We start from the raw sequence: 22727 nt of genomic DNA, 5'->3' as shown, positions 1-22727 counted from the left end.
GCCGCTTAATAAAAAATCCCGGTGACTTAATGCCACCGGGACCTGTTTTTATAGTGTATCGGTTATTTCCAGGATTCGTCAAAGGCTTTTGAAAGAATAGAAGGATCATCACTGATCTGGCTATGCATTGAGTTGGCAAATACTGCCACCTGTGTTTTGCCAAAATCATAGATCATTGTTTCAAACTTCTCACCACTTCCTTTCTTCCAGGTGTACCTCCCATGCGCACCCATTACAGCTCCGTCAAAACCTAATAATTGCGTCCTCATAGCCTCATACCCCTCTTTGCTCACGATCTTGTATTGAGTAGCCGCATATTGGAGCTGCGTGAATTCTGATGCACTGATATACAACCCCCTGGCGCCGGCAATCATTCTTTCGTCTTTTATGACGCCGGGTGTTGAGCCATCAATAGTAGAATAGCCCAGGTTACACTCGTATGCAGTCAGATAACTACTATTGGACCATGGTGTATAATCCATCATATTAAAATAGGGGAAACCTGCTGGTTTGAAAACATTCATTTTTATGTGACCGAGAAGCCGGTAAACCAGGCTCTCTTCTAATTCCAGTGGTTGGCTCTCCAGTGCCTTCAGCGTATTGTATTCAGTAACCGTGCCTTTCTTTGCCCTGAGGTAAGGAAGCAGCACTACGGCCAGGCCATAATTAACATCATCATAGACCCTGCATCCATCCTCAAAGATCACTGTATTTACAGCACCTTCCACAGTTTTCTTGTAATCAGCCAGTCTTCTCCCATAATTGATCAACCCGGTACGGTGCTCTAATAAACGGCCGAAAGTCAGTTGCTTAAATTCATCACTCGGCTTCCAGTTAGTGGGCAGATAAGGATAGATCTTTTCATTAAGGGAAAGTCCATATTTTTCGAGCAATGTGATAGTAGCCAGTGCTGTAACAAACTTGGCGGCGTTAGCAATACCCTGGCGTGCCTGGTAGTTATGCCTTGCAATATTCGGAGCATCTACCCTGTGGCGGGCCCATCCGCCGCCGCCCTGGTTCAGAAAATACGGTTTGCCTTCATGCATAATAGTGTATCCATAACCCGCTACTTTACCATTCATATAGGCATCAATTTTCTCAGCCATTAACAGCGGATCAAATGTTTTCGGCGGGGTATTACTGAATTCACCGATCCCGGCTATTTTTCCGTCTGCCTTTACTTTAATGTCTTCTTTCTTACAGGAGCATGCAATAACAGTTACAATTACCAATAAAATGTTTTTTGTCTTCATATAAGGGGGGATTTGAAAAAATTGTTCTCAAATGTAGAACAGTATTGCTTTTACAAAGGGGTACATTTAATGGATGCGTAATTTCGGTTAATAAAAAATCCCGGTGGCTTAATACCACCGGGATGAACTTTTTACTTTTTGACTTCCCATGCATCATCATAAGCCTTACCTAATACGCCAAGACCATTACCGATATCACTCGTGCGGGAGTTGGTAAATACTGCTACCTGTGTAGGACCAAAGTCTGCTACAATTGTTTCATGCCTGTTGGCACCACCATTTTTCCAATAATATTTACCATGTTTACCTGCATAGATGCCATCAAAGCCAAGTCTTTGTTCTCTCATCCTCTTGTAATTGGCAGCGTTCACTATTTTTCCCTGGGCAGCAGACAATTGTATCTTTGCCATTTCCCATGAGCTGCAATACAAACCTCCTGCACCACCATTAGCACGTTCATCTCCTTTCAAAGAACCTTTTTCATTACCAAAAACTGTAGTGTAACCCAAAGTACCCAGTGCTGCATTCATAGGACCATTGTTATTCCATACACACCAGTCCATTACGCTCCAATGCAGCAGGCCAGCAGGTTTGAATACATTCACTCTTACCAGAGACAGGTATCTGCTTGCCAGCTGTTTGTAGAGTTCATTGGGGTTACCTTCCAGGTTTTTCAATACCTGGGCATCCTGAGGAAAACCATGTTTGGCAGAAACATAAGGAAGAACGATAGCTACGAGGCCGAAATTAATATTGTCGTAATTCCTGATGCTGTCTGTGAACTCATCCATCTTAACAGGCCCTTCCACTGTTTTCTTATAATCAGCAAAGTCGCCACCGTTATTGATCAAACCGGTTTCATGAGCCAGCAGGCGTTTGAAGCTCAGTTGCTTAAACTCAGCGCTGGGCTTCCAGTTAGAAGGAAGGTATTTGTACAGCTTTTCATCCAGCGACAGATTGTACTTCTGCAATACGGCGGTAGCTGCCAGCCCCGTAATAAATTTTGTAACACTGGCAGTGCCTTGCCTTACATGCGCACCATGAGGTGTAGCAGGAGGATCTGATTGTTTACGGGACCATCCGCCGCCGCCATTGTCCAGGTAAAAAACATTTCCTTCATGGAAGATCGTATAGCCGTAACCAGCTACTTTTCCATTCAGGTAACGTTCAATGTTTCCGGCAAATTTAGCCACATCCAGCGTGGCAACATTGGCTTCCAGATCCAAGGCGGCGAGTTTATTATCCGCCTGCACTTTAATGTTTTCTTCTTTCTTACAGGATAATGCAGCAACAGCTACAAATGCTAATAGAATATTTCTCGTTTTCATAAAAGGGGTTTTTAAAAAGTTTTCTCAAATGTAGGCTGGAGTTATTTTAGCAGAAGGGCCTGTTTAACGGAAAGCAGTTCTCAATTCACGAAATCATAAAAAGGCTATAAAAATTAAGTTTTAGTTATTATATTCATGCAGGAACCCGTCATTGTTGAAGACTGTTTAAATTCCACATTTATTCACGTTTACATCAAAACCCTTCATCAATGAGATCACTATTGTTAGTTGCATCCCTTATGCTGGCCCTGTCCTGCAAGCGCGAAAAAACAGATGCGCCGGAAAACATACAGGCTGGAACAGAAAGGTCCGATGTGGCTGCCGCAGCTGCCACACCCAAAGAGATCATCATCTGCGATCAAAAGAATGCCCGTATCATTATGGTGGATATTGCCAATGGTAATGCCATCACCTGGGAATGGAAAGCCACAGCCGCCTATGCCATGATCCGTTCCGGTGCACAAGGCTGGTTCTCCAACCTCAGCGAAGCAAAGCTGGTATACAATGGCAATTACATCCTGGCCACCGCATCCGGTGGAGGCGTAGCCCTGATCAGTGTTGCCTCTAAAAAGGCTATCTGGTTCGATTATGCAGGAGGTAACACCCACTCTGCCGAGTTACTGCCCAATGGTAATGTTGTCACCGCATCCTCCACAGGCGGTTACCTCATGATCTTTACAGTAGATTCGTACATCAATGATAACTCTGCCCAAACAGGCCAGATCGCTTTCCCTGATGTGCATAATGTTGTATGGGACAATACCCGCAAGCGGTTATATGCTGCCGGCCTCAACAAGCTGAGGGTATATTCCTATAATAACAGTTGCAATTCCCCGGCGCTGAGCCTCGTCACTACCTACACCCTTCCCCAGGGTAATGCACACGACCTGTTCCCTGTACACGGAAGCACCACAGATCTGTGGCTCACCAATTCAGGGCACATCTACAAGTTCAATGTAACTACCGGTGCATTCACCCTGCAAAAAACCACCAGTGGTGTTAAGTCAGTGACCTCCGGCCCAAGCGGTTACCAAACCATCATGGCACAGGCCAATAATACAGGAGGAGAAACCTGGAGAACAAACAGGATCCTGGATATCAATGGTGCAGTGGTATATAGCAACACAGCACTGGGCTTGTATAAAGCACGCTGGAAACTCGTGAACACATTCAGCTATCCCGCAGGAGACAGCTTCCACGAATGTACCCATCCCTAAGATTCCATCTTAGGTAAAGGTTCATAAGTACGATACTTCGCAAGGAATACGATGGCCGCCGCTGCCTGTAACAACAGAATAGCCGGCCATTCGTATTTCCCCAGTATCATAAACAATACCACAAAGGAAATAAGCAATACATAACGCAGATGTATCTCCGCATCTATCTTTGAGAAATATAACAAGCAACGGAATAATACCAGCAGGGATACCGCCACTGCAAAACAGGTCAGCAATCCCGGTAAGGATGTTTTACCATATGCATTCACAACAATCATCACCATTTCAGGCAGGTATAATAATACATAAATACCAACTACCCGCAGGTAATGCCGCCATAATGGAACCGGTAATTGCTGCACAAAGTTCAGATAGGTATCATCAAATGAACGATGATGCAGCATCAGTTGCATATGCAGCAGCACACTTAATATAATGCCCAGCTGCAAACCCCTGAGATCAAAATCCATCTGTGCCAGCAGGAAGAAAGTCAGCCACAGCACACCCGCAGAAAACAGCTTCACACTAAAAATGCGGCGGGGATAATTCGTGAACAGTTCATACAGGAAGAACAATAAAGGCGGTTTGGTAAAATGTTTATTCAGCCAGCGTTGCAAATGCCCTGTAAAGAAAAGTACATCCGGCTGCTTCAATTTTCTTTCATACACCAGCAAAGGCCAGATGCACATACCCACATTAAACACTATGATAATCATCACCGGCAAATAGTGCCCATGTACAATCCCCACACCTGCAGCAATCCCTGCATACACCAGTACCGGCATATAAATAGCCGTGTGCAGTAATAACCAGATACGCTGCCGCACCCGTTTATCAATACTACCCATAGTAGGATACAGGAATTCATACCCCTGCAGCTGAAATGTTTTAAGCATAAAACCCACACATTTCAGCCCATATAATCCCCATAACAATAACACCACCAGCAGGAAAGTATAACTGCCCAGGAAACCCAGCATCAGGGAAGTGTGATAGCTGATAAGATTACCACCATCCACAACACCAAAAAGCAGGTAAAAGAGCACAAGAAAAAAACCTGTGTTCTGAATATAAAACCGTTGGGTGAAGATCTTCTGAAGGATTTCGATAGTTGTACGCATATCAGTTCAGCGTGATGTTTTTATGAGCTACTTTCAGCGTACCGGTCACTGTTAATTCTGCAGGGTCCAGCGGCTGGTGGGAAGTAATGCAGAAGGTTACTCCCTTTGCACTATAACTACGGATCAGGTCATACAGTGTTTTTAATGCCTGCACATCTATCGTGATCAATGGTTCATCCAGCAAGATCAATACAGGGTTACCGGTAAAGGCCAGCAATAGCGACAACTTCTTCAACATACCACTGGAATAACTGCTCACCGGATTATTTACAAACGTATCAATACCCAGCCTTGTGCTGATCTCCGCAATCTGCTGCCGGTCCCCTCCTTTTGTATTGAGATATAATTCCAGCAGGTCACGCCCCGTCAGGAAAGAAGGATATAATGGTTCTGCTTCCGCATAATTGATCAGTCTCCGGAATTCCACCGGATGCTGCCGGCTGCTCACATTGCCCTTCAGTACAATCTCTCCTTTAAAAGGAATAAGCCCTGCCATCACTTTCATACAGGTAGTTTTTCCTGCCCCGTTCTCTCCCTGCAGCCAGTATATGCCGGGGATCAGTGCAAGGGATGCGATATCCAGCACCGGGGTATCCTGGTAACTCTTCTTAACTGCATGAAGGGCAATAACCGTTTCCGTAATATTCATGATTAAAAGTAGTAAAATCGCGTAAATTTAAGGGATGAATGATAATGACAACGACCTAAAACGGCTCTCCCGGCTTACTGCCATCCTCATTCAGCTACAGTCCAAACGCCTGATCACCGCTACCATGCTGGCGGACAAGTTTGAAGTAAGTGTAAGGACCATCTACCGGGATATTAAAGCCCTTGAGCAGGCCGGGGTACCTATTCTCACGGAAGAAGGAAAAGGATATTCCATTATGGAAGGATACCGCCTCCCGCCGGTGATGTTCACAGAAACAGAAGCCAACGCCCTCATTACGGCAGAACAATTCATCCTCAAAGATAAAGATGCCTCTTTTGCAAAAGAGTATACCGCCGCTATTAACAAGATCAGGTCTGTACTCCCCCACCATACAAAAGATAAAGTAGATCTCCTTTCTTCCCGTATCATTTATAAAAACAACTACGAGGAAGTAAAGACCAGTAAATACCTCTCACAACTGCAACTGGCCCTCACCAACTTCAACGTTACGAAGATCAGCTATTACAGCCCGGAAACAGATGAAAGCACGGAAAGGAAGATCCAGCCCTTCGGCCTTTATAACAGTGCGCAGGAAAACTGGCTGGTGATGGCATACTGTGAACTACGGAAAGATTACAGGGCTTTCCGGCTGGACAGGATCAAAAGCCTGGAACTGCTGCCGGAAAAATTCGAACAACATAAGATGACGCTGCAGAAGTATTTTGAGGAAGCGAGAATAAGAGAAGAAGAAAAAGCCAGGAATTTTAAACCTGATTGAAAACAGGGAAGAGCGCCATTAAATTTCAGATGCCCTTCCCGTTTATATGTTCAGTGTTTTTGTATCCAATCCAGCACATAATCCGCATCTCCCTGCCAGCCGGGTTGCCCTAACACATTATGATTCCTGCCTGCAAACTCTTTATACTCCAGCACAGACCCGTTCTTTTTGTACCGTTTAAAGTTCCTGGCATTCAGATGTGCAGGGATGATGTTATCCCAGCTGCCGGAAGTGATCAGCAAAGGGGCATGCGGTTTATCCCAGTCAACTTTGGCGGCACTGCTTAATCCTCCCCTGGCCACCGTTTTGGATTCAGGAACAGTGAGCTTTTCATAAGCCGCCTGTTGCTCTTCCAAAGGCTGCCCGTTCACAAAAGCATACTGCCAGTCTTTAAAAGACATCATATAGGTTTTCTTCAGCGAAGTGAACAAACCCAGCGATTTCCAACCGGCTTTCAGAAAAGAAAATTCATAAGGGAAAACACCCAGCGGCGGTACAGGATGAATGGCGACTGCTTTTGAAGCCAGATCCCGGTTGAGCAGGATCTGGGTCATCAGTCCTCCCAGCGAATGCCCGATAATGACGGGTTTTTCAGGTAAAGACTTCGCCACATTCGCATAAGAATCGATCACTTCTTTTAAGGTTAAAGTAGCCAGATCAACATCATTAGGCTGTCTGCTACGGAGGCTGGGGGCATCACCATCTTTAAAGGGCCAGGCCGGGGCTAATGTTTTATATCCTTTGCTTTCAAAATACGCTCTCCACTCGTCCCAGCAATGGTGGGTGACAAATGCGCCCGTCACGAATAAGATAGTTTTAGAAGTTTCCATAATAGTACAGGATTTAGAAGTTTAGATAAGGGGTACACGCTTATACAAAATACAATAATCAATTCATACGTCCAAACCAGTACAATTGCCTCAACAGGGATTTTCCTTAGTTTTATTATCTAAAACCCAGCTATATGAAAAAGGCCTTATTTCTTCCATTATTATTACTGTCATTCTCTTCCTTTTCACAAACAGTAAAACTAATGAACCCTCCCTCCCTTGCCACACCCAGAAGTTATTCTCATGCAGCAGTGATAGACCTAGGCACCTGTACCATGGTGATCATCGCAGGTCAGGTTGCATTTGATAAAGAAGGTAACCTGGTAGGCAAAGGAGATATCGGAAAACAAACAGAACAGGTATTCCGCAACATCAAAAGTATTTTGGAAGCCAACGGTGGCACGATGAACCATCTTGTAAAACTGGGATACTTTACCCTGGATGTTTCCAGGATCGAGGAGATCCGGAATGCCAGGAACCAGTTCATCAATACCACCAACCCTCCCACCAGTACATTGGTACAGGTTAGCAGATTGTTCCGGGAAGATCTATTGATGGAGATTGAAGCCACTGCCATTATTCCTAAACAATAATCCCAAAAGTCCCACAACTGAATACCTCCATTTTACATTTCAAGGTCTTAATCCTGCAACTCAAGGGAAATTCTCTTGTGTAAAGGGCCTGCCCCTGCATTTTTGCCATCAAAAAGCCGATGCTGATATTAGTGATCATACTGGCCCTGAAACGGCTGTTGAATGCAAAAAAGGAATAAAGATGGAATTACGGAAGATCAAAAATAAAGGTCAGGCCAGGTTATTTGAAAGCAGGTACCTGGAGATGCTGACCAAAACACATCCGCTTATCATCTGGGGCATGTACCTTCCCCTGATCATCTATATGATCTATTATAGTTATGCCGTATTATGGTTTGCGGCGGGAACCATTGCATGCTTATTTGCGGGAGCACTTTTATTCTGGACCTTTTTCGAATACATGATGCACCGTTTCGTTTTTCATATGGTCAGCGAAAATCCCAGGTTAAAGAAACTGGCCTATATGATCCATGGTAATCACCATGAATACCCGCGGGACAGGCAACGGCTGTTTATGCCACCTGTTCCGAGCATCCTGTTAGCCGCATCCATATTTGGCGTTATGTACCTCCTTATGCAAAATATTGCCTACGTGTTCTTCCCCGGTTTCCTGTTCGGCTACCTGATCTACGGGAGTATACATTATGCTATCCATGCCTGGAATCCTCCCTTTCCATTCATGAAACCCTTATGGCGTAACCACCACCTACATCACTATAAAAGTGATGAGAAAGGTTTTGGCGTAAGCACCTCTTTGTGGGACAGGATGTTCGGCACATTCTTCGATTAAATACTCCGTTCCATCTGGATGTTGCAACGTTCGTAGGGAGTAGCGCGGCCTATCACTTTCTGGAAGCCCAGCTTATAATACAGGTTGATGGCTGGTTTCAGCACCGTATTACTTTCAAGGTATATTTTGCGGGCACCAAGGGAACGGGCCTTTTCAATCACCGCATTTCCCAGGAGCCAGCCAATGTTCTTACCCTGCGCACGGGGAGATACCGCCATCTTGGCGAGTTCAAAATCATACTCCGGGTCTTTCATTTTGATCAAAGCACAAACGCCCACCGGCGCCCCTTCATATAACGCAACTAGGATATGGCCTCCTTTATTGAGGATATAGCCTTTAGGATCATCCAGTGCTTTATGATCCGCCTCTTCCATTTTAAACCAGGTGGAGATCCATTCCTCATTTAAAGTCCTGAATGCCTCCCGGTAAGCAGGTTTATAATCCACGATCTGTACCCTGGCACTTTCCCTCTCCTTTTTCTGTTCCTGCACCCTGCGCAGGAGCGACTTCTGTTCCAGTAAAAACTCCCATTCACCGATAGCTTTCCAGAGATCGTTCCGGGTGTTTGCTGATAAGTCTTCCACGGCATTGTTCACATCTTTATACTGATCCTGGATCTTTTCAACGATCTCCTTCCCTTTCGGGGAAAGGCTTACCATATTGCGGCGGCCGTCTGCCTTATCATTCTTTTCCTTCACATACCCCTTCTTAGACATTTCCGCGATGATCTTGCTCACTGACGGATGGGAATGCCCTATTTCCCTGGCAATAGCTGTTACCGTGCTGGCCCCTTCTGTGGAAAGCACGTAGAAAACAGGGAACCATTTCGGCTGCATATCAATGTCATACAGCTTAAAGATCTGGGCAGCGTCTTCTGTTATTTTTTCGCTCAGTAAGCGTAGCCTGCTGCCGATGGCCAGCTTACCTACGGTATCAAAAAAGTTCATTGTGTATACAATTACGTAACTGGTTACGCAAATTTAAGGAGGAGGGAATTATCTGCCAAATAAAATAAAAAAGGCCCCCTTTCGGGAGGCCTTTCTATCTAAAATAATTGGACTCTTTATATGAAACTTTATCAGAACTCCTTAAATTAAAGGAATCACACTTTATGTGAGGTTCATAAGCAAAGCAACACTTATCCCGGATTCTTTAAACAAACTCACTTAAGTTTCTAAACAACCTCATTTCAATTCCCTAAACAAAGCAACCGTTCCATCCAGCGCCACTCTCAGCACATCAGTTTTAACACCATCCCGTACTTCAATGAAATAGATATCTTCATCATCAAACTGCGTCCCATACAGCAGCATATCGGTATCGTTGGCTTCATTGTCGTCAAACATCAGCACAGGCGCACCTTCATAGTTCTGGTAATGTTTCTTTATATACTTCTGCGCACTCATGGGCAGATCACTGAATTCGCGGGGCGAAGTAGTCCCTACCAGCTGCGAAGTAATGTCATAATAAGCGGTTGTTTTCCTCCCATCCTGGTTAGTGAAAGTAGCTTCATCATAAAATCCCGACCTTACCCATTGTACATCCTGCACATTGCCAAAATCGAAAGCGAACTTTTCTTTAGATTGGTAACTAACTTCCCTGCCTTCCAACGCTCTTAAAGCCACCCGTTTTTCATGTCTTTCTTTTCTGATCTCCTTCTTGTCCTTACCCACCATGGCAATGGTGTTTTGTGCCTGTAAGGAACCCGCCGCCATCACTACGGCGATTAACAATACTACCTTTTTCATTTCCTGTTTTTTAAATTGTTAGTTAAAAAGAAATGCCGCCGTAAATCATAACAATTCAACAGCAAAGTTCATGCGGCAGTTTACAAGGATTTGTTAAATTTAAACATGCTAAAGGCCACCCGACAAGACAAGCAACAGGTAACCGACATACTCACCCGCTCCTTCGCCACCAACAATAGTGTTAACTACATTGTGCAACAGGATCATAAAAAGATGCGCAGGATCCGGGCCCTGATGGATTACTCTTTTGAACTCTGCTTCCTGTTTGGAGAAGTTTTTATATCAGAAGACAGGAAAGCAGCCGCGCTGATCTTATACCCGGAGAAAAAAAGGACGACCCTCAAAACCCTGCTTCTGGACCTTAAACTATTGGTGCAGAGTGTTGGGATCAGGAATGCAAAAAAGGTATTAGACAGGGAAGCGAAGATAGATCAGATAAAACCCAAGACCACCATGACCTACATCTGGTTCATTGGTGTAGACCCTGATCATCATCATGCCGGCATAGGCAGTAAACTGCTCGAAAGTATTATTGCGCACAGCACCAGGCCCATCTACCTGGAAACCTCTATGGTAAAGAACCTCCCCTGGTATGAGCGCTACGGGTTCCAGATCTACGGGGAATTAGACCTGGGTTATAAGATGTATTTCCTTAAAAAGGAGCCTGATCAAGCATAGCAAGTTCCGGGTTTAACAGGTTAAAAAGGACACCTATCTTTGCCTTATGCTACACCATACAGCCATAGAAAATAAACTGGGTGAGCTCATCCGGAAAGGGGAAATAACCCTGGGTGGTTATAAGAAAGCAAAAATATACGGCCTTCTCAGCTGTTCCTCCGGTAAAAGGATGAAAAAAGAGAACCGTGTGTTTTTTAAAGATGAAAAGGAAGCCATAGCCGAAGGATACAGACCCTGCGGTAACTGCCTGCCTCAAAAATATAAACAATGGAAGGACCAGCAAACCTGATACCCGCTGATGGAGAAGTTTATTTCTATCCGGCATTATTCTCCCCGGAAGAAAGTGATCAGCTCTTTTCAGCATTGATAGAAAATATCCAATGGAAACAAGAACCCGTGTTCATCATGGGCAAAGAGATCATGCAACCCCGCCTCACCGCCTGGTATGGCGATGCAGATAAAGCCTACAGCTACACCGGCATTACGATGACACCACACGCATGGACGCCGGAACTACTGATGATCAAAACAAGAATAGAAGAAATCGCCGCCCATACCTTCACCAGCGTATTACTCAATTATTACAGGGATGGAAAGGACAGTATGGGCTGGCACCGGGATAATGAAAAAGAACTGGGCAATAACCCTGTTATTGGTTCTGTGAGTTTTGGTACCGCGAGGCACTTCCACCTGAAACACCGCCTCCATAAAGACCTCCGCACAAAGATCCTGCTTACACACGGCAGTTTTCTGCTCATGAAAGGTACCACACAACATAACTGGTACCATAGCATTCCCAAAGAACTGAAAATTACCGGTGGCAGGATCAACCTTACTTTCAGGACCATTATCTGAGTTTTTTGCTATTTTAGACGAAACAGTGAGTCAATTGAACACTATTGTGCAAAAAAAGAAAGATGGATTTGAAGGTCAGAAGCTGATCAGCCTGCCCGATATCATCCATAAGAACAATACACCTGTTACACAGATCTACATCACGCATATAGGGTATTTTCCTAAAGCCGCCTATCATTACAGGGAACGCAGGAAAGGCTGTGCAGATAATATCCTCATCTATTGCCTGCGAGGAAAGGGCTGGTATATCATTGGCAACAAACAATACCATGTTGGGCCGGGGCAGTTCATCCAGATCCCTGCCACTACGCAATACATGCGCTATGGTGCAGATGCAGATGATCCATGGACCATCTACTGGGTACATTACAGCGGCAAGGACATGCAGACCTTCAATGCCTCTCTTAAGATCACAGAGAAGGACGGGCCAAAAGATATTGCCTTTAACGAAAAGTCTATTAAGATCTGGGAAGACATGTACCAGAGCCTGGAAATGGGGTATAGTAAAGATAATCTTACCAACGCCAACTTCTGCCTACCCTACTTCCTGGCTACTTTTCTCTATCCTGAAAAACATGAGGAACAAAAGAGCGAAAAAGAACCGGACCTGATCACCGAAAGCATCCTGTTCATGCGCAATAACCTGGACCTGAAAGTAACAGTAGAAGACCTGGCTGCCCGCCACAAATTATCGACCTCTCATTTCTCCAACTTATTTAAAAAAGCAACCGGCATGTCTCCCATCGATTATTTAATTCATCTCAAACTACAGAAGGCCTGCCAGTTGCTCTATGATGCCACCATTAAGATCAAGGATATCGCCAAAGCCATCGGCTATGATGATCCCTATTATTTTTCCCGTTTGTTCAAAAAACTCATGGACATGTCGCCCGAACAATACAGGGTATTACGGAAGAAAAAAGCTTAACGTCTTTCATTATACATATCTGCTTACCAATGTGCCAGTAAGTGTACTTACTACCCTTACTCTGAAAATACTATTATTTTAAGGCAAAAAAGAGCAATCGATTGTTTTTTTTATATACTTTTGTTTCAGGTCATTAAATCGAGGACCAGGTAGCAAGCCAAAATCAATACCAGGAAGTGAACTAAACAAATTCCACAAACCAAAAACAACATTATTCCCACGATGAATTCAAAAACAAAGAATAGCTAAAAAACTGCCGCATAATGCAATCGTTTGCATATATGTGGTTCTTATTATTTGTTCCCAGGGCTGAGTGATCTCGCCCAGGATATTCCATTTCTTGCCTCACTTTAAATAAAGCGTTATGTCAGATTATTTACAACTCTGTCCAACTCCCGGTTGGCTGCGTATCCGGTGGATATATTTAGCCTGGATACCTGTGACATGCTTATCCACAGCAGCATCGGCGAACAGGACCACCTCCACTTCTACCTATTACCAACAGGAAACCCGCGAACTCCGCGGTCGCGTTACAGATGAATCCAAAGCACCTTTACCCGGAGTAACGGTAACATTAAAAGGAAGTAAACAAGGCACTGTTACAGATGCCAGCGGATTCTATTCACTGAAGGTTGCTGCCGCTTCCGGTGTCCTTGAATTTACTTTTATCGGTTATGCCAAACAGGAACAGGCTTATTCCAATTTTAAAGGAGTAGATATCCAAATGTCTTTTGACCAGAAAGCACTGGGAGAAGTAGTGGTAGTAGGTTATGGTACACAAAAGAAAGTGAACATGGTGGGTGCTGTTTCTGCAGTGAAAGTAGATGAAGCCATCACCAGCCGTGCATTACCGAACGCCTCTTCTGCCCTGTCGGGACTGGTACCTGGTTTGGCAGTTAGTACATCTACAGGTATGGCGGGCCGCAATGGTGCATCCCTCATGATCCGTGGTTTAGGTACAGTGAATAATGCCAATCCGCTGGTAGTAGTGGATGGTATGCCGGATGTGGACATCAACCTGGTGAATATTAATGATATTGAAAGCATTTCTGTTTTGAAAGATGCCACCTCTGCTTCTGTATATGGTTCCCGTGCCGCGAATGGTGTAATCCTTATCACCACCAAATCCGGTAAGGGCCTGAAAAAAACACAGCTCAACCTAAGCGGATCTATTGCAGTAACCAAACCAACCAAAGCATATTCCTTCATGGCTGATTATGCACGCGGGCTCACCATGCACCAAAGGCAGGCAGCTGTTAACACGGCACGCGCGCTGTGGAACTTTAAGGATGGCACCATCGACCAATGGATGGCCATGAGTATGATAGATCCACTGAGATACCCCAATACAGACTGGTGGGATATCATTACCCGCGATGGTAATTTACAGAACTACAATATTTCTGCTGCCGGCGGAGGAGAGAATTCCAACTTCTTCTTCTCAGTGGGTGTAATGGATGAAAAAGGCCTGCAGATCAACAACGATTTTAAACGTTACAATGCACGTTTCAACTACGACTACAAACTGCGCAAGAACATGAACGTGGGTGTACGCTTCAATGGCAGCTGGACAAAATTCGTTTTTGCACTGGAAGATGGTTTTACAGATGACAACGCCTCCAATACAGCCGGTTTTGACCTTCAGTATGCGATTGCTGGTATCACACCCTATGATCCTAAAACAGGTTTTTATGGCGGGGTAATGGGTTATAATGAAGATGCCCAGGCATACAATCCATACACGGTATACCAGAATACCCTTAACCGGCAGGACAGGCAAGGTGCCAATGGTAATGTGTTCATAGACTGGTCTCCCATCAAAGGGCTCACGGCAAAGGTGGAATATGCACTCAATTATTACAACCAGTTCCGCTGGAATGCGAATACGCCTAACAGGGCTTTCAACTTCCAGACCGGTCAACCCGGTACACGCATCTATGTGGGAGAAAATGCCGGTGTGGGTAATTTTACCAATACGGGGTATAAATCCATGATGACCTCTTCGCTCAATTATGAAAAAACAATCGCCAAAAACCATGAGATAAAAGCCATGGTGGTATATAGTGAAGAATACTGGTTTGACCGCTACCAGGGCAGTTCCCGGAACGACAGGTTGCACAACACCTTACATGAAGTGGATGCGGCACTTACACAGATCCAGAGTGCAAACGGTAATTCCAGCACGGAAGGACTCCGCTCTTATATCGGCCGTTTTAATTATACTGCTTTTGAAAAATACCTGTTTGAATTCAATGCACGTTATGATGGTTCTTCCAAATTCCAGCCTGGCAGCCAATATGGCTTCTTCCCCTCTGTTGCGGTGGGATGGCGCTTTACGGAAGAAAATTTCATTAAACAATATACAGAGAACATCCTCAGCAATGGTAAACTCAGAGCATCCTATGGCTCGCTGGGTAATAACAGCGGCGTAGGCAGATATGAACAGCAACAAACCCTGGGAGATGGCCACTACATGATAGATGGCAACATTGCAAAAGGATTGGTGAACAGAAAGCTGGTGAACCCATACTTAAGCTGGGAAACCAACACCGTGTTCAATCTTGGGCTGGACCTGGGATTCTTCAACAACAGGCTTACTGCTGAACTGGACTATTACAACCGTTTAACAACGGGTATGAACAGGCCTACAGATCTGTCTGAACTGATCTCCGGAGCTTATATTGCTCCCCGCACAAACATCGGTAACCTGCGCAACCGTGGTGTGGAATTAAACCTCACCTGGTCAGATAAGATCGGAAGCTTCAGGTATGGTATCAACCTGAACGGTTCCTACAATTCCACTACACTGGAAAAATGGAATGAGTTCCTTGGTAAAGGTTTTACCTTCATTGATCTGCCTTACCACTTCTTATATACGTATGAGGACATTGGTATTGCGCAAACATGGGAAGATGTTTACAATGCCACTCCGCAAAACGCCTCTCCCGGAGATATCCTTCGTAAAGACCTGAACGGCGATGGCAGAATTACTGCAGAAGACAAGAAAGCCTATCCCAATACTCAGCGGGACAGGCCTACTACTTTCTTTGCACTGAACACCAATGTTGGCTGGAAAGGTATTGATCTGGCTTTTCTCTGGCAAGGCGCAACCGGCCGTAAGGATTATGTGACCAATAACTACAATAACACCAGCCCCTCCGCATCAAGATACGCCTGGACCTGGGACCATTGGTATAATGTATGGTCACTGGATAACAGGGGCGGCAGCTTGCCACGCCTGTCAGGAAATGCTCCGCGTGAGGAAACTACTTTCTGGCTGGATGATATGACCTATCTCCGCTTAAAGAATATTCAACTGGGTTATACGCTTCCCGGCCATTTACTGAAAAGGATTGGTGTGAACGCTTTCCGCATTTTTGGCTCTGCTGAGAATCTGCTCACCATTACCAATTACCGCGGCCTGGACCCTGAAGCATCAGGTAACAGGAGTAATGCATATCCCGTAAATAAATCCTATTCCGCAGGTGTTAATGTGGGTTTCTAAAATTTATTATTATGAAAAGATCAATTGTAAAAATATATCTGATGGGAGCAATTGCCAGCATGGCAATGCTTTCTACCGGCTGTGTAAAAAACCTGCTGGACCAGGTGCCTACCACAGAACTTCCCTACGATCAGTTCTGGAAAACAGAAGCGGATGCCACTACAGCCCTCATGGGCGCTTATTCAGATGTGCGCTATGTGTTTGACCGTGACTATATGATGGAAGGGAATAGTGAATTTGTAAGAGTGCGCGGTGGTGCAGTAAGTACCACAGACCTGCGGGCCGGTGATGCTTACAACGGACCAGGGGGTATTTATGAAGTATCCGGCTATGGAGATAAATGGGATAAGATGTACCGTTACCTGTATGCCGGTGTGAACCGCTGTAATTATGTAATAGACAATGTGAACACTATGCTGGAAACAGCCAGTGAAACGTCAAAACCTAACCTGGAAAGGATTGTAGGCGAGGCCAAATTGCTGCGCGGTATGTGTTACTTTAAACTCATATCCATGTATGGAGATGTTCCTTACATTGGTAAAACCGTTAACAATAACAGCGAAGTTGCAACGCTTGCACGTTTACCTATAGGGCAGGTGAAAGATTCTATCATGGCGGACTATGCCTATGCATTTGATAAACTGCCTGTTGTTTCTCCCCAGTTGGGCCGTGCTGCAAAACCTGCTGCATTAGCCCTCCGTGGCAAGCTCCTGTTGTACTGGGCCAGCTGGAATAATTTCGGATGGCCGGAACTGCCTGGTTTTGTACCCAATGCAGCCACTGCAACTGCAGCCTACACTGCTGCCGCTGATGATTTCAGGAAAGTGATCAATGATTATGGCCTGACCTTATTCAGAAATGGTGAACCCGGCGAAATTGATGCATTAGGCAAAGCCAATGTACTGCCCAATTATTTCCATCTCTTTATGCCTGCTGCAAACGGAGATAAAGAGATCATCATGTCCTTTGCCCATGGTGGTACAGGAACCGGCCAGGGGGAAGAACTGATGCGTTATTTTGGTACCCGTACACAGGAGAACTCCCAGTTATGGATCCATCCCCGGTACGAAATTGCAGACCGCTATCAGTCTACCATCACAGGAGATTTTGCAACACCGCTGATCCCTATGAACGTAACTACACCAGGTGCAAGAACATTACCTAATTCTGCATTAAATCCTCAGAGCTATGCTAACAGGGATTACCGGATGAAGGCCTCTATCATGTGGGATTTTGAAATGTTCATCGGTCTGGCCAGTCTCAAATCCACCGGCTTCTTTCCTTTCTTATTCAAAAATAACAGTGCCAAGATCACTATTGACGGTGTAGAATATACCACGGCCTTCCCTGATGGCGTGAACTCCGGTTACATCTTCCGCAAGTTCGTGAGGAACTATGGTGGTACCGGCCGTAGTGATGGAGAATATGCATGGCCGGTGATCCGCCTTGCAGATGTATTCCTGATGTATGCAGAAGCCACCAACGCAGTGAACGGGCCGCAGGCAGATGCTATTGCACTGGTAAATAAAGTTCGTTACAGGGGAAAACTTCCTCCTTTAGCGCCATCCAAAACAGCGGACAAAACTGCATTTTTTAATGCAATTGAACAGGAAAGGATTATTGAACTGATCGGTGAAGGCCAGCGCGGCTTTGATCTCCGCAGGTGGAGAGCACTGGAAAGAGTATGGGGCCCTCCCGGAAGTGCGGGCGTTTGGCGGCTGGATACTTATGGCGCACAGGTTACACGTTACTATCAGAACACACCGCAAAGAACGTATCAGCAGAATTACATCTTCAGGATACCTCCCGGTGAACGTGACCGCAATCCAAACCTGACGCAGAACACACCATGGCTGTAACCCAATTTAAATTCTAAAAAGAATAAGATGAAAAAATATATTTCAATAACCGTTGTGATGATGCTGATGGCTTTTGCCTGGGTCAGCTGTTCAAAAGATAAACCGGTTGACGAAGATGGCCTGCTGATCACCAACCGCGCAGAATGTTTCGTGAGTAACTTTGAGCTGGTGGGATCAGATTTCCAGACAGTAAGAACAAAAAATCCTGTAATTGATACGGTTGCCTGCACCATTAATGTGGAAGTTTTCTATGGTACGGACCTGAAGAACCTCTGGCCGCAATTCTTCCTGGCAACAGATGCCAAGCTGGACCCAAAGATCACCGGCAAAGTGGATTTTTCTGACCTCGCTAATCCGAAACAGTATGCTGTTGTTTCCGGCAACCGCCAGGTGAGAAAAACGTACAAAATTTTCATTACAGTACAGCAATAAATCGTTGATCATGTCAGTAAAATATTTTCAATATACGCTCGTATTGTTCTCTTCTCTGCTACTGATAGCAGGCTGTAAAGATGATAAATACGAAACGCCGCAACCCAAAGGCATCCTGCAGAACGATGTTATCAAACGTTCCCTGGGGCCTAACCTGGTGGGTCAGAACATAGAATTTGTATATGCCATGGCACTGCCGGCAGATAAAGGCAAACTGGTGTCCGCTACCGTAGAAGCTTCTATTGCCGGCGCTCCCACCACTTTCCTTGAACACAGATCTTTCTACACCAACAGTGGCGGCATAGATGTACCCGTTACAATTGGCGCCCCTTCTGTGAACAATGGCAACAGCACCGTGGTTACTTTTTCAAAAGATACCATGGCAGCAGCGCTCCGCTATTTCTATGTGGCACCGGAAGCAGCACGTGGTAAATCTGTAAAATTCACTTTCACTGCTAAAAGCAGCAATGGTGAAACAGCCACCTATTCCATGGGGCCCTATAATATATCCAAAGTGGATATGAAGCTGGACCTTAAACCGGTAGATGGAGCAGCCTGTTACATCTCTATTGAAGACCTGGCTGTTTATACAGCAGCAGAAGCGGCGGCCAAAGCGAATGTAATAGACCTCGTTTATCTCTACCGCACAACGCCCGTCAACTTCAATCACAGTATCATTGCGCCCGGTACCACCACCCCGGCATATCTGCAGGGCATTACCCTCCCCGCCGGTGTAAACAGGAAGTCTAAAATACTGAAGGTATGGGCCCTGCGCGACCAGCAACTGGCCCGCGCCCAGTTTGGTGTATTCATTGACGACATCGACTTCCAGAAGCTGGACCTGGCTGATGCCACAGACTTTGCCGTGAACCTGAAAGCAGAAGCCGGCATCTGGGTAGAAACAGCTGACGGGAAATACAGAGCATATGTATATATGAACTCAGTGACCAACGGCACCAAAACTGCCACGATCAGTATCAAAAGATACGCGATGCAATAAAAACTTACAGGGGCTATGGGAATTCCATAGCCCCTTTTTTATCTTTAGACTGTTATGAAGAAACTATGCACCTTGTTATGGCTGTTTGCTACTTTGGCAGCCTCCGCACAACAGACCTTTCTGCTGAAACCAGCTGTTCTCAGCGCCAATAAGCAAAAGATAAAAACAGGCGACCCTGCTACGCTCCAGGCCCTCGGCAAACTTAAAAGAGCAGCAGATAAAGCACTGAAGGACGGGCCTTATTCCGTTACTTTCAAAAGCAGGATCCCCGACAGTGGTGACAAACATGACTACATGAGTGTTGGCCCCTATTGGTGGCCGGATTCCAGCAAACCTGGCGGTGTTCCCTATATCCGTAAAGACGGGCAGGTTAACCCGGAACGTTTTGCCATCAACGATGCGGAATTCTACAAATCCCTCTGCCATGATGTTTGCCTGCTGGGCCTCGCCTGGTATTATACCGGAGAGGAACAATATGCCCAACACGCTACTAAACTTTTACGCACCTGGTACATCGATACGGCTACTTTAATGAATCCCAATCTCAACTACGGGCAGGCCATCCCCGGTGTCACCAAAGGTAGAGGCATCGGCCTCATAGATACCCGTGCCGTTAATAAACTCATAGATGGCATTCAGCTGCTCTCAGATTCCAAAGCACTGTCTAAAAAAGATTATACCGCTATACAGGACTGGCATAAAAAATTCCTGGACTGGATGCGTAATAATCCCATCGGCAAAGATGAAGCGGATGAAGCTAATAACCATGGCACCTGGTATGACGTACAGGCTGTTTCCATTGCACTCTTTACAGAGCAGCCGGCACTGGCCAAAGAGATCATTACCACGCAAACAAAAGAACGGATTAAAAACCAACTGAAAGAAGAAGGCAGCCAGCCACATGAACTGGCCCGCACACTTTCCTGGAACTATTCCTCCATGAACCTGGAAGGATTTTTTGAACTGGCTATGCTCGCAGAAAATGTACAGATAGACCTCTGGAACTATACCACCACAGATAACAAAAGCATCCGCAAAGCATTCACCTGGATGTTACCTTTTGCCAAAGGAGAACAAAAATGGCAGCATCAGCAGATCAAAAAGATGGAGATGAATGGTTATGTGAAAATGGCTACTGTAGCTGCTAAAAAGTACCCTGATATAAATATCAAAGGACTCAACATGCCACAGGACGATATATTATTACTCACCGGCTGGAACTTTTAACTATGCGTTACTTACTCTCTATCCTCTGCCTGCTCACCTTCTCCGCGAAAGCGCAAAACCTGCTAAGCGGAAAGTATCCTGTTGCTGAACTAAAGCAGTTACTGGTTCCACAGGCTAAATGGACACCCTTTCCCCGTTTGAACGACCGTGCAGGATGGGCCAAAGCAGATCCCGTATCCGGCAAAGCCATCATACAAAAAGCAGAAGGATTCATTAATTATGAATGGCCCGGTGTACCTGCCATCAAATCACTGCAGATCGTACGCAATGGCAACCGCTCAGAATATGAAGCCATCAGTTTCAAAAAACGCGAAGTATTAGGTACTTTATTATTAGCTGAAATATATGAGAACAAAGGCCGCTTCATTGATCCTATTATCAACGGCGTATGGTCTGTCTGCGAAGAATCTTTCTGGGGTTCTCCTGCGCATTTACCCAAAGGACCGCAATACATGGGCCTCCATGATGTGTCCGCGCCATTCGTTGAACTCTTCTCTGCTGAAACCGCTACTTTCTTAGCCTGGGTAGACTACTTCCTCGGTGAAAAGCTGGATGCCGTTTCCCCCCTGATCAGGAAACGCATTTATAGCGAAACAAACCGCCGCATCTTTGAGCCCCTGATGACAAAACATCATGGCTTCATGAGCAGCAATGCTGCAGGCCGCCGCCCCAACAACTGGAATCCCTGGATCTGTTCCAACTGGCTGAATGCTGTATTGTTACTGGAAAAAGATGATACCAAACGTATAGCGGCCGTAAGCAAAATACTGGGTGTGCTGGACAATTTCCTCAACCCCCACCCAGCAGATGGCGGATGTGATGAAGGCCCCGGCTACTGGGGAGCTGCCGCTGCTTCTCTTTACGACAATGTTTCTTTACTGAACCTGGCCAGTAACAATGCCTTCACTTATGTGTACAAGGATGAAAAGTTCCGCAACATGGGGCAGTTCATTTACAAAGCACAGATCAGCGAAAAATACTTCCTCAACTTTGCAGATGCAGACCCGCAACCCGGTATGGCAGCCAGCATGATCTACCGTTACGGGAAAGACATCAGCGATCCCGCCATGATGGAATTCGGTGCCTATTATATGACGGACAAGGATAAAAGCTCACTGGGCCGTTTCCATTACTTCCGCAATTTCTTTTCCCTCTTCATGCAGGATGAATTTGACAAGGCGGCCAAAGGCTTGCCACTGCCCGGAGATGTTTGGTGGCCCGACCTGCAGGTGATGGTTTCCCGCGATCAGGCAGGCAGCACGAAAGGATTTTTCGTAGCCGCCAAAGGTGGCCACAATGATGAAAGCCATAATCACAACGACATCGGAAACTATGTAGTATACTACGATGGATTGCCCGTGCTGATAGATATCGGCAGAGGCAGTTACACCGCCAAAACTTTCAGCAACAAACGTTACGAGATCTGGTACAATTGCTCCGACTATCACAACGTACCCACTGTGAACGGCAAAACACAACCGCCGGGTGCTGAATTCAAAGCAACAAATGTATCCTATAAAACATCTGCTGCCGCAAGCCAGCTCAGCCTGGATATTGCCGCATCCTACCCTGCCGATGCAGGCATCGTAAAATGGCAGCGCAATATTAAACTCAACAAGGGAAAGAACGTGCAGGTAGAAGATGCCCTGCAGCTAAAAGCAGCAGGTGATTACACAGAACACCTGATGACCTGCTTTCCCGTGGAAGTAGTAAAACCCGGTACGCTGGTGGTACATGCGAAGCAGGATTTCTTTATCCACTACCCTGCTAAACGTTTACAGCCCACCATTGAAAAAGTATCCATGGAAACAATGGAAGATAAAGGAGTTATAGAAAAATGGGGGCCGGATATCTACCGGATCAACCTGAAAAGCATTGGCTCCGTTTCAAAAGAAAACATTGGTATAACGATATCAAAATAAGGGAAAACGTAAAA

At 45.5% G+C, this 22727-nt stretch carries 21 protein-coding genes; 14 read left to right on the top strand and 7 right to left on the bottom strand.

What is annotated here, in order from left to right; all coding sequences use genetic code 11:
- Positions 1-62: 62 nt before the first annotated feature.
- Positions 63-1253, bottom strand: a complete 1191-nt coding sequence (locus AAHN97_RS04155) for a serine hydrolase (RefSeq protein WP_343306296.1) — start codon at positions 1251-1253, stop codon at positions 63-65.
- A 131-nt stretch (positions 1254-1384) separates the two neighbouring features.
- Entirely contained in the window at positions 1385-2581 is a 1197-nt protein-coding gene (locus AAHN97_RS04150; protein ID WP_343306295.1) for a serine hydrolase, read from the bottom strand.
- A gap of 209 nt (positions 2582-2790) precedes the next feature.
- Between AAHN97_RS04150 and AAHN97_RS04145 the strand changes: the two genes are divergently transcribed.
- A complete protein-coding gene (locus AAHN97_RS04145; RefSeq protein WP_343306294.1) occupies positions 2791-3798 on the top strand; it encodes a DUF6528 family protein in 1008 nt (335 codons plus the stop codon).
- Here AAHN97_RS04145 and AAHN97_RS04140 read toward each other — a convergent pair.
- Positions 3795-4919: a hypothetical protein gene (locus AAHN97_RS04140; RefSeq protein WP_343306293.1), complete on the bottom strand. Its 1125-nt coding sequence runs from the start codon at positions 4917-4919 to the stop codon at positions 3795-3797. The two genes, AAHN97_RS04145 and AAHN97_RS04140, sit on opposite strands and share 4 nt — an antisense overlap.
- Position 4920: 1 nt before the next feature.
- Positions 4921-5568, bottom strand: coding sequence for an ABC transporter ATP-binding protein (locus AAHN97_RS04135; RefSeq protein WP_343306292.1), 648 nt, complete (start codon positions 5566-5568; stop codon positions 4921-4923).
- 34 nt (positions 5569-5602) lie between these two features.
- Between AAHN97_RS04135 and AAHN97_RS04130 the strand changes: the two genes are divergently transcribed.
- The gene (locus tag AAHN97_RS04130) at positions 5603-6346 is read left to right on the top strand and encodes a helix-turn-helix transcriptional regulator (RefSeq protein WP_343306291.1); all 744 of its coding nucleotides are present in this window, start codon (positions 5603-5605) and stop codon (positions 6344-6346) included.
- A gap of 50 nt (positions 6347-6396) precedes the next feature.
- Here AAHN97_RS04130 and AAHN97_RS04125 read toward each other — a convergent pair whose 3' ends face one another.
- Positions 6397-7176 (bottom strand): alpha/beta hydrolase, encoded by a 780-nt coding sequence (locus tag AAHN97_RS04125; protein ID WP_343306290.1) that lies wholly within the window; start codon positions 7174-7176, stop codon positions 6397-6399.
- A gap of 134 nt (positions 7177-7310) precedes the next feature.
- Here AAHN97_RS04125 and AAHN97_RS04120 point away from each other — a divergent pair, with 134 nt between their 5' ends.
- Both AAHN97_RS04120 and AAHN97_RS04115 read left to right on the top strand, forming a co-directional pair.
- On the top strand, positions 7311-7769 hold the full coding sequence (locus AAHN97_RS04120) for a RidA family protein (RefSeq protein WP_343306289.1): 459 nt from the start codon (positions 7311-7313) through the stop codon (positions 7767-7769).
- A 181-nt stretch (positions 7770-7950) separates the two neighbouring features.
- Positions 7951-8559: a sterol desaturase family protein gene (locus tag AAHN97_RS04115; protein ID WP_343306288.1), complete on the top strand. Its 609-nt coding sequence runs from the start codon at positions 7951-7953 to the stop codon at positions 8557-8559.
- On the opposite strand, the gene AAHN97_RS04110 is transcribed toward AAHN97_RS04115, so the two are convergent.
- Positions 8556-9506 carry a bifunctional helix-turn-helix transcriptional regulator/GNAT family N-acetyltransferase gene (locus tag AAHN97_RS04110; RefSeq protein WP_343306287.1) on the bottom strand — a complete coding sequence of 317 codons (951 nt, stop codon included), beginning with the start codon at positions 9504-9506 and terminating at the stop codon, positions 8556-8558. The genes AAHN97_RS04115 and AAHN97_RS04110 overlap by 4 nt on opposite strands.
- 237 nt (positions 9507-9743) lie before the next feature.
- Positions 9744-10307 (bottom strand): hypothetical protein, encoded by a 564-nt coding sequence (locus AAHN97_RS04105; RefSeq protein WP_343306286.1) that lies wholly within the window; start codon positions 10305-10307, stop codon positions 9744-9746.
- Positions 10308-10412: 105 nt separating this feature from the next.
- On the opposite strand from AAHN97_RS04105, the gene AAHN97_RS04100 reads away from it, so the two are divergent.
- The 10 genes from AAHN97_RS04100 (at position 10413) to AAHN97_RS04055 (ending at position 22713) form a co-directional block, all read left to right on the top strand.
- Positions 10413-10985, top strand: coding sequence for a GNAT family N-acetyltransferase (locus AAHN97_RS04100; protein ID WP_343306285.1), 573 nt, complete (start codon positions 10413-10415; stop codon positions 10983-10985).
- A 46-nt stretch (positions 10986-11031) separates the two neighbouring features.
- Positions 11032-11274 (top strand): Ada metal-binding domain-containing protein, encoded by a 243-nt coding sequence (locus AAHN97_RS04095; protein ID WP_343306284.1) that lies wholly within the window; start codon positions 11032-11034, stop codon positions 11272-11274.
- Complete coding sequence (locus tag AAHN97_RS04090; protein ID WP_343306283.1) at positions 11253-11840, top strand: alpha-ketoglutarate-dependent dioxygenase AlkB family protein; 588 nt, start codon at positions 11253-11255, stop codon at positions 11838-11840. The genes AAHN97_RS04095 and AAHN97_RS04090 overlap by 22 nt, the downstream gene beginning before the upstream one ends.
- A 46-nt stretch (positions 11841-11886) precedes the next feature.
- The gene (locus tag AAHN97_RS04085) at positions 11887-12768 is read left to right on the top strand and encodes an AraC family transcriptional regulator (RefSeq protein WP_343306282.1); all 882 of its coding nucleotides are present in this window, start codon (positions 11887-11889) and stop codon (positions 12766-12768) included.
- Between the two features lie 439 nt (positions 12769-13207).
- Positions 13208-16273: a SusC/RagA family TonB-linked outer membrane protein gene (locus AAHN97_RS04080; RefSeq protein WP_343306281.1), complete on the top strand. Its 3066-nt coding sequence runs from the start codon at positions 13208-13210 to the stop codon at positions 16271-16273.
- An 11-nt stretch (positions 16274-16284) separates the two neighbouring features.
- A complete protein-coding gene (locus AAHN97_RS04075; RefSeq protein WP_343306280.1) occupies positions 16285-18132 on the top strand; it encodes a RagB/SusD family nutrient uptake outer membrane protein in 1848 nt (615 codons plus the stop codon).
- Positions 18133-18159: 27 nt separating this feature from the next.
- A complete protein-coding gene (locus tag AAHN97_RS04070) occupies positions 18160-18564 on the top strand; it encodes a hypothetical protein (protein ID WP_343306279.1) in 405 nt (134 codons plus the stop codon).
- A 10-nt stretch (positions 18565-18574) separates the two neighbouring features.
- Positions 18575-19564 (top strand): DUF4466 family protein, encoded by a 990-nt coding sequence (locus AAHN97_RS04065; RefSeq protein ID WP_343306278.1) that lies wholly within the window; start codon positions 18575-18577, stop codon positions 19562-19564.
- 54 nt (positions 19565-19618) lie between these two features.
- Entirely contained in the window at positions 19619-20791 is a 1173-nt protein-coding gene (locus tag AAHN97_RS04060; RefSeq protein ID WP_343306277.1) for an alginate lyase family protein, read from the top strand.
- Between the two features lie 2 nt (positions 20792-20793).
- Complete coding sequence (locus AAHN97_RS04055) at positions 20794-22713, top strand: heparinase II/III domain-containing protein (RefSeq protein WP_343306276.1); 1920 nt, start codon at positions 20794-20796, stop codon at positions 22711-22713.
- The last annotated feature ends 14 nt before the right edge of the window (positions 22714-22727 follow it).

The sequence above is a fragment of the Chitinophaga niabensis genome (assembly GCF_039545795.1).
Taxonomy (GTDB): Bacteria; Bacteroidota; Bacteroidia; order Chitinophagales; family Chitinophagaceae; genus Chitinophaga; species Chitinophaga niabensis_B.
The sequence above is the reverse complement of the archived record's forward strand: the minus strand, read 5'-3'. Positions and strand labels throughout refer to the sequence as shown.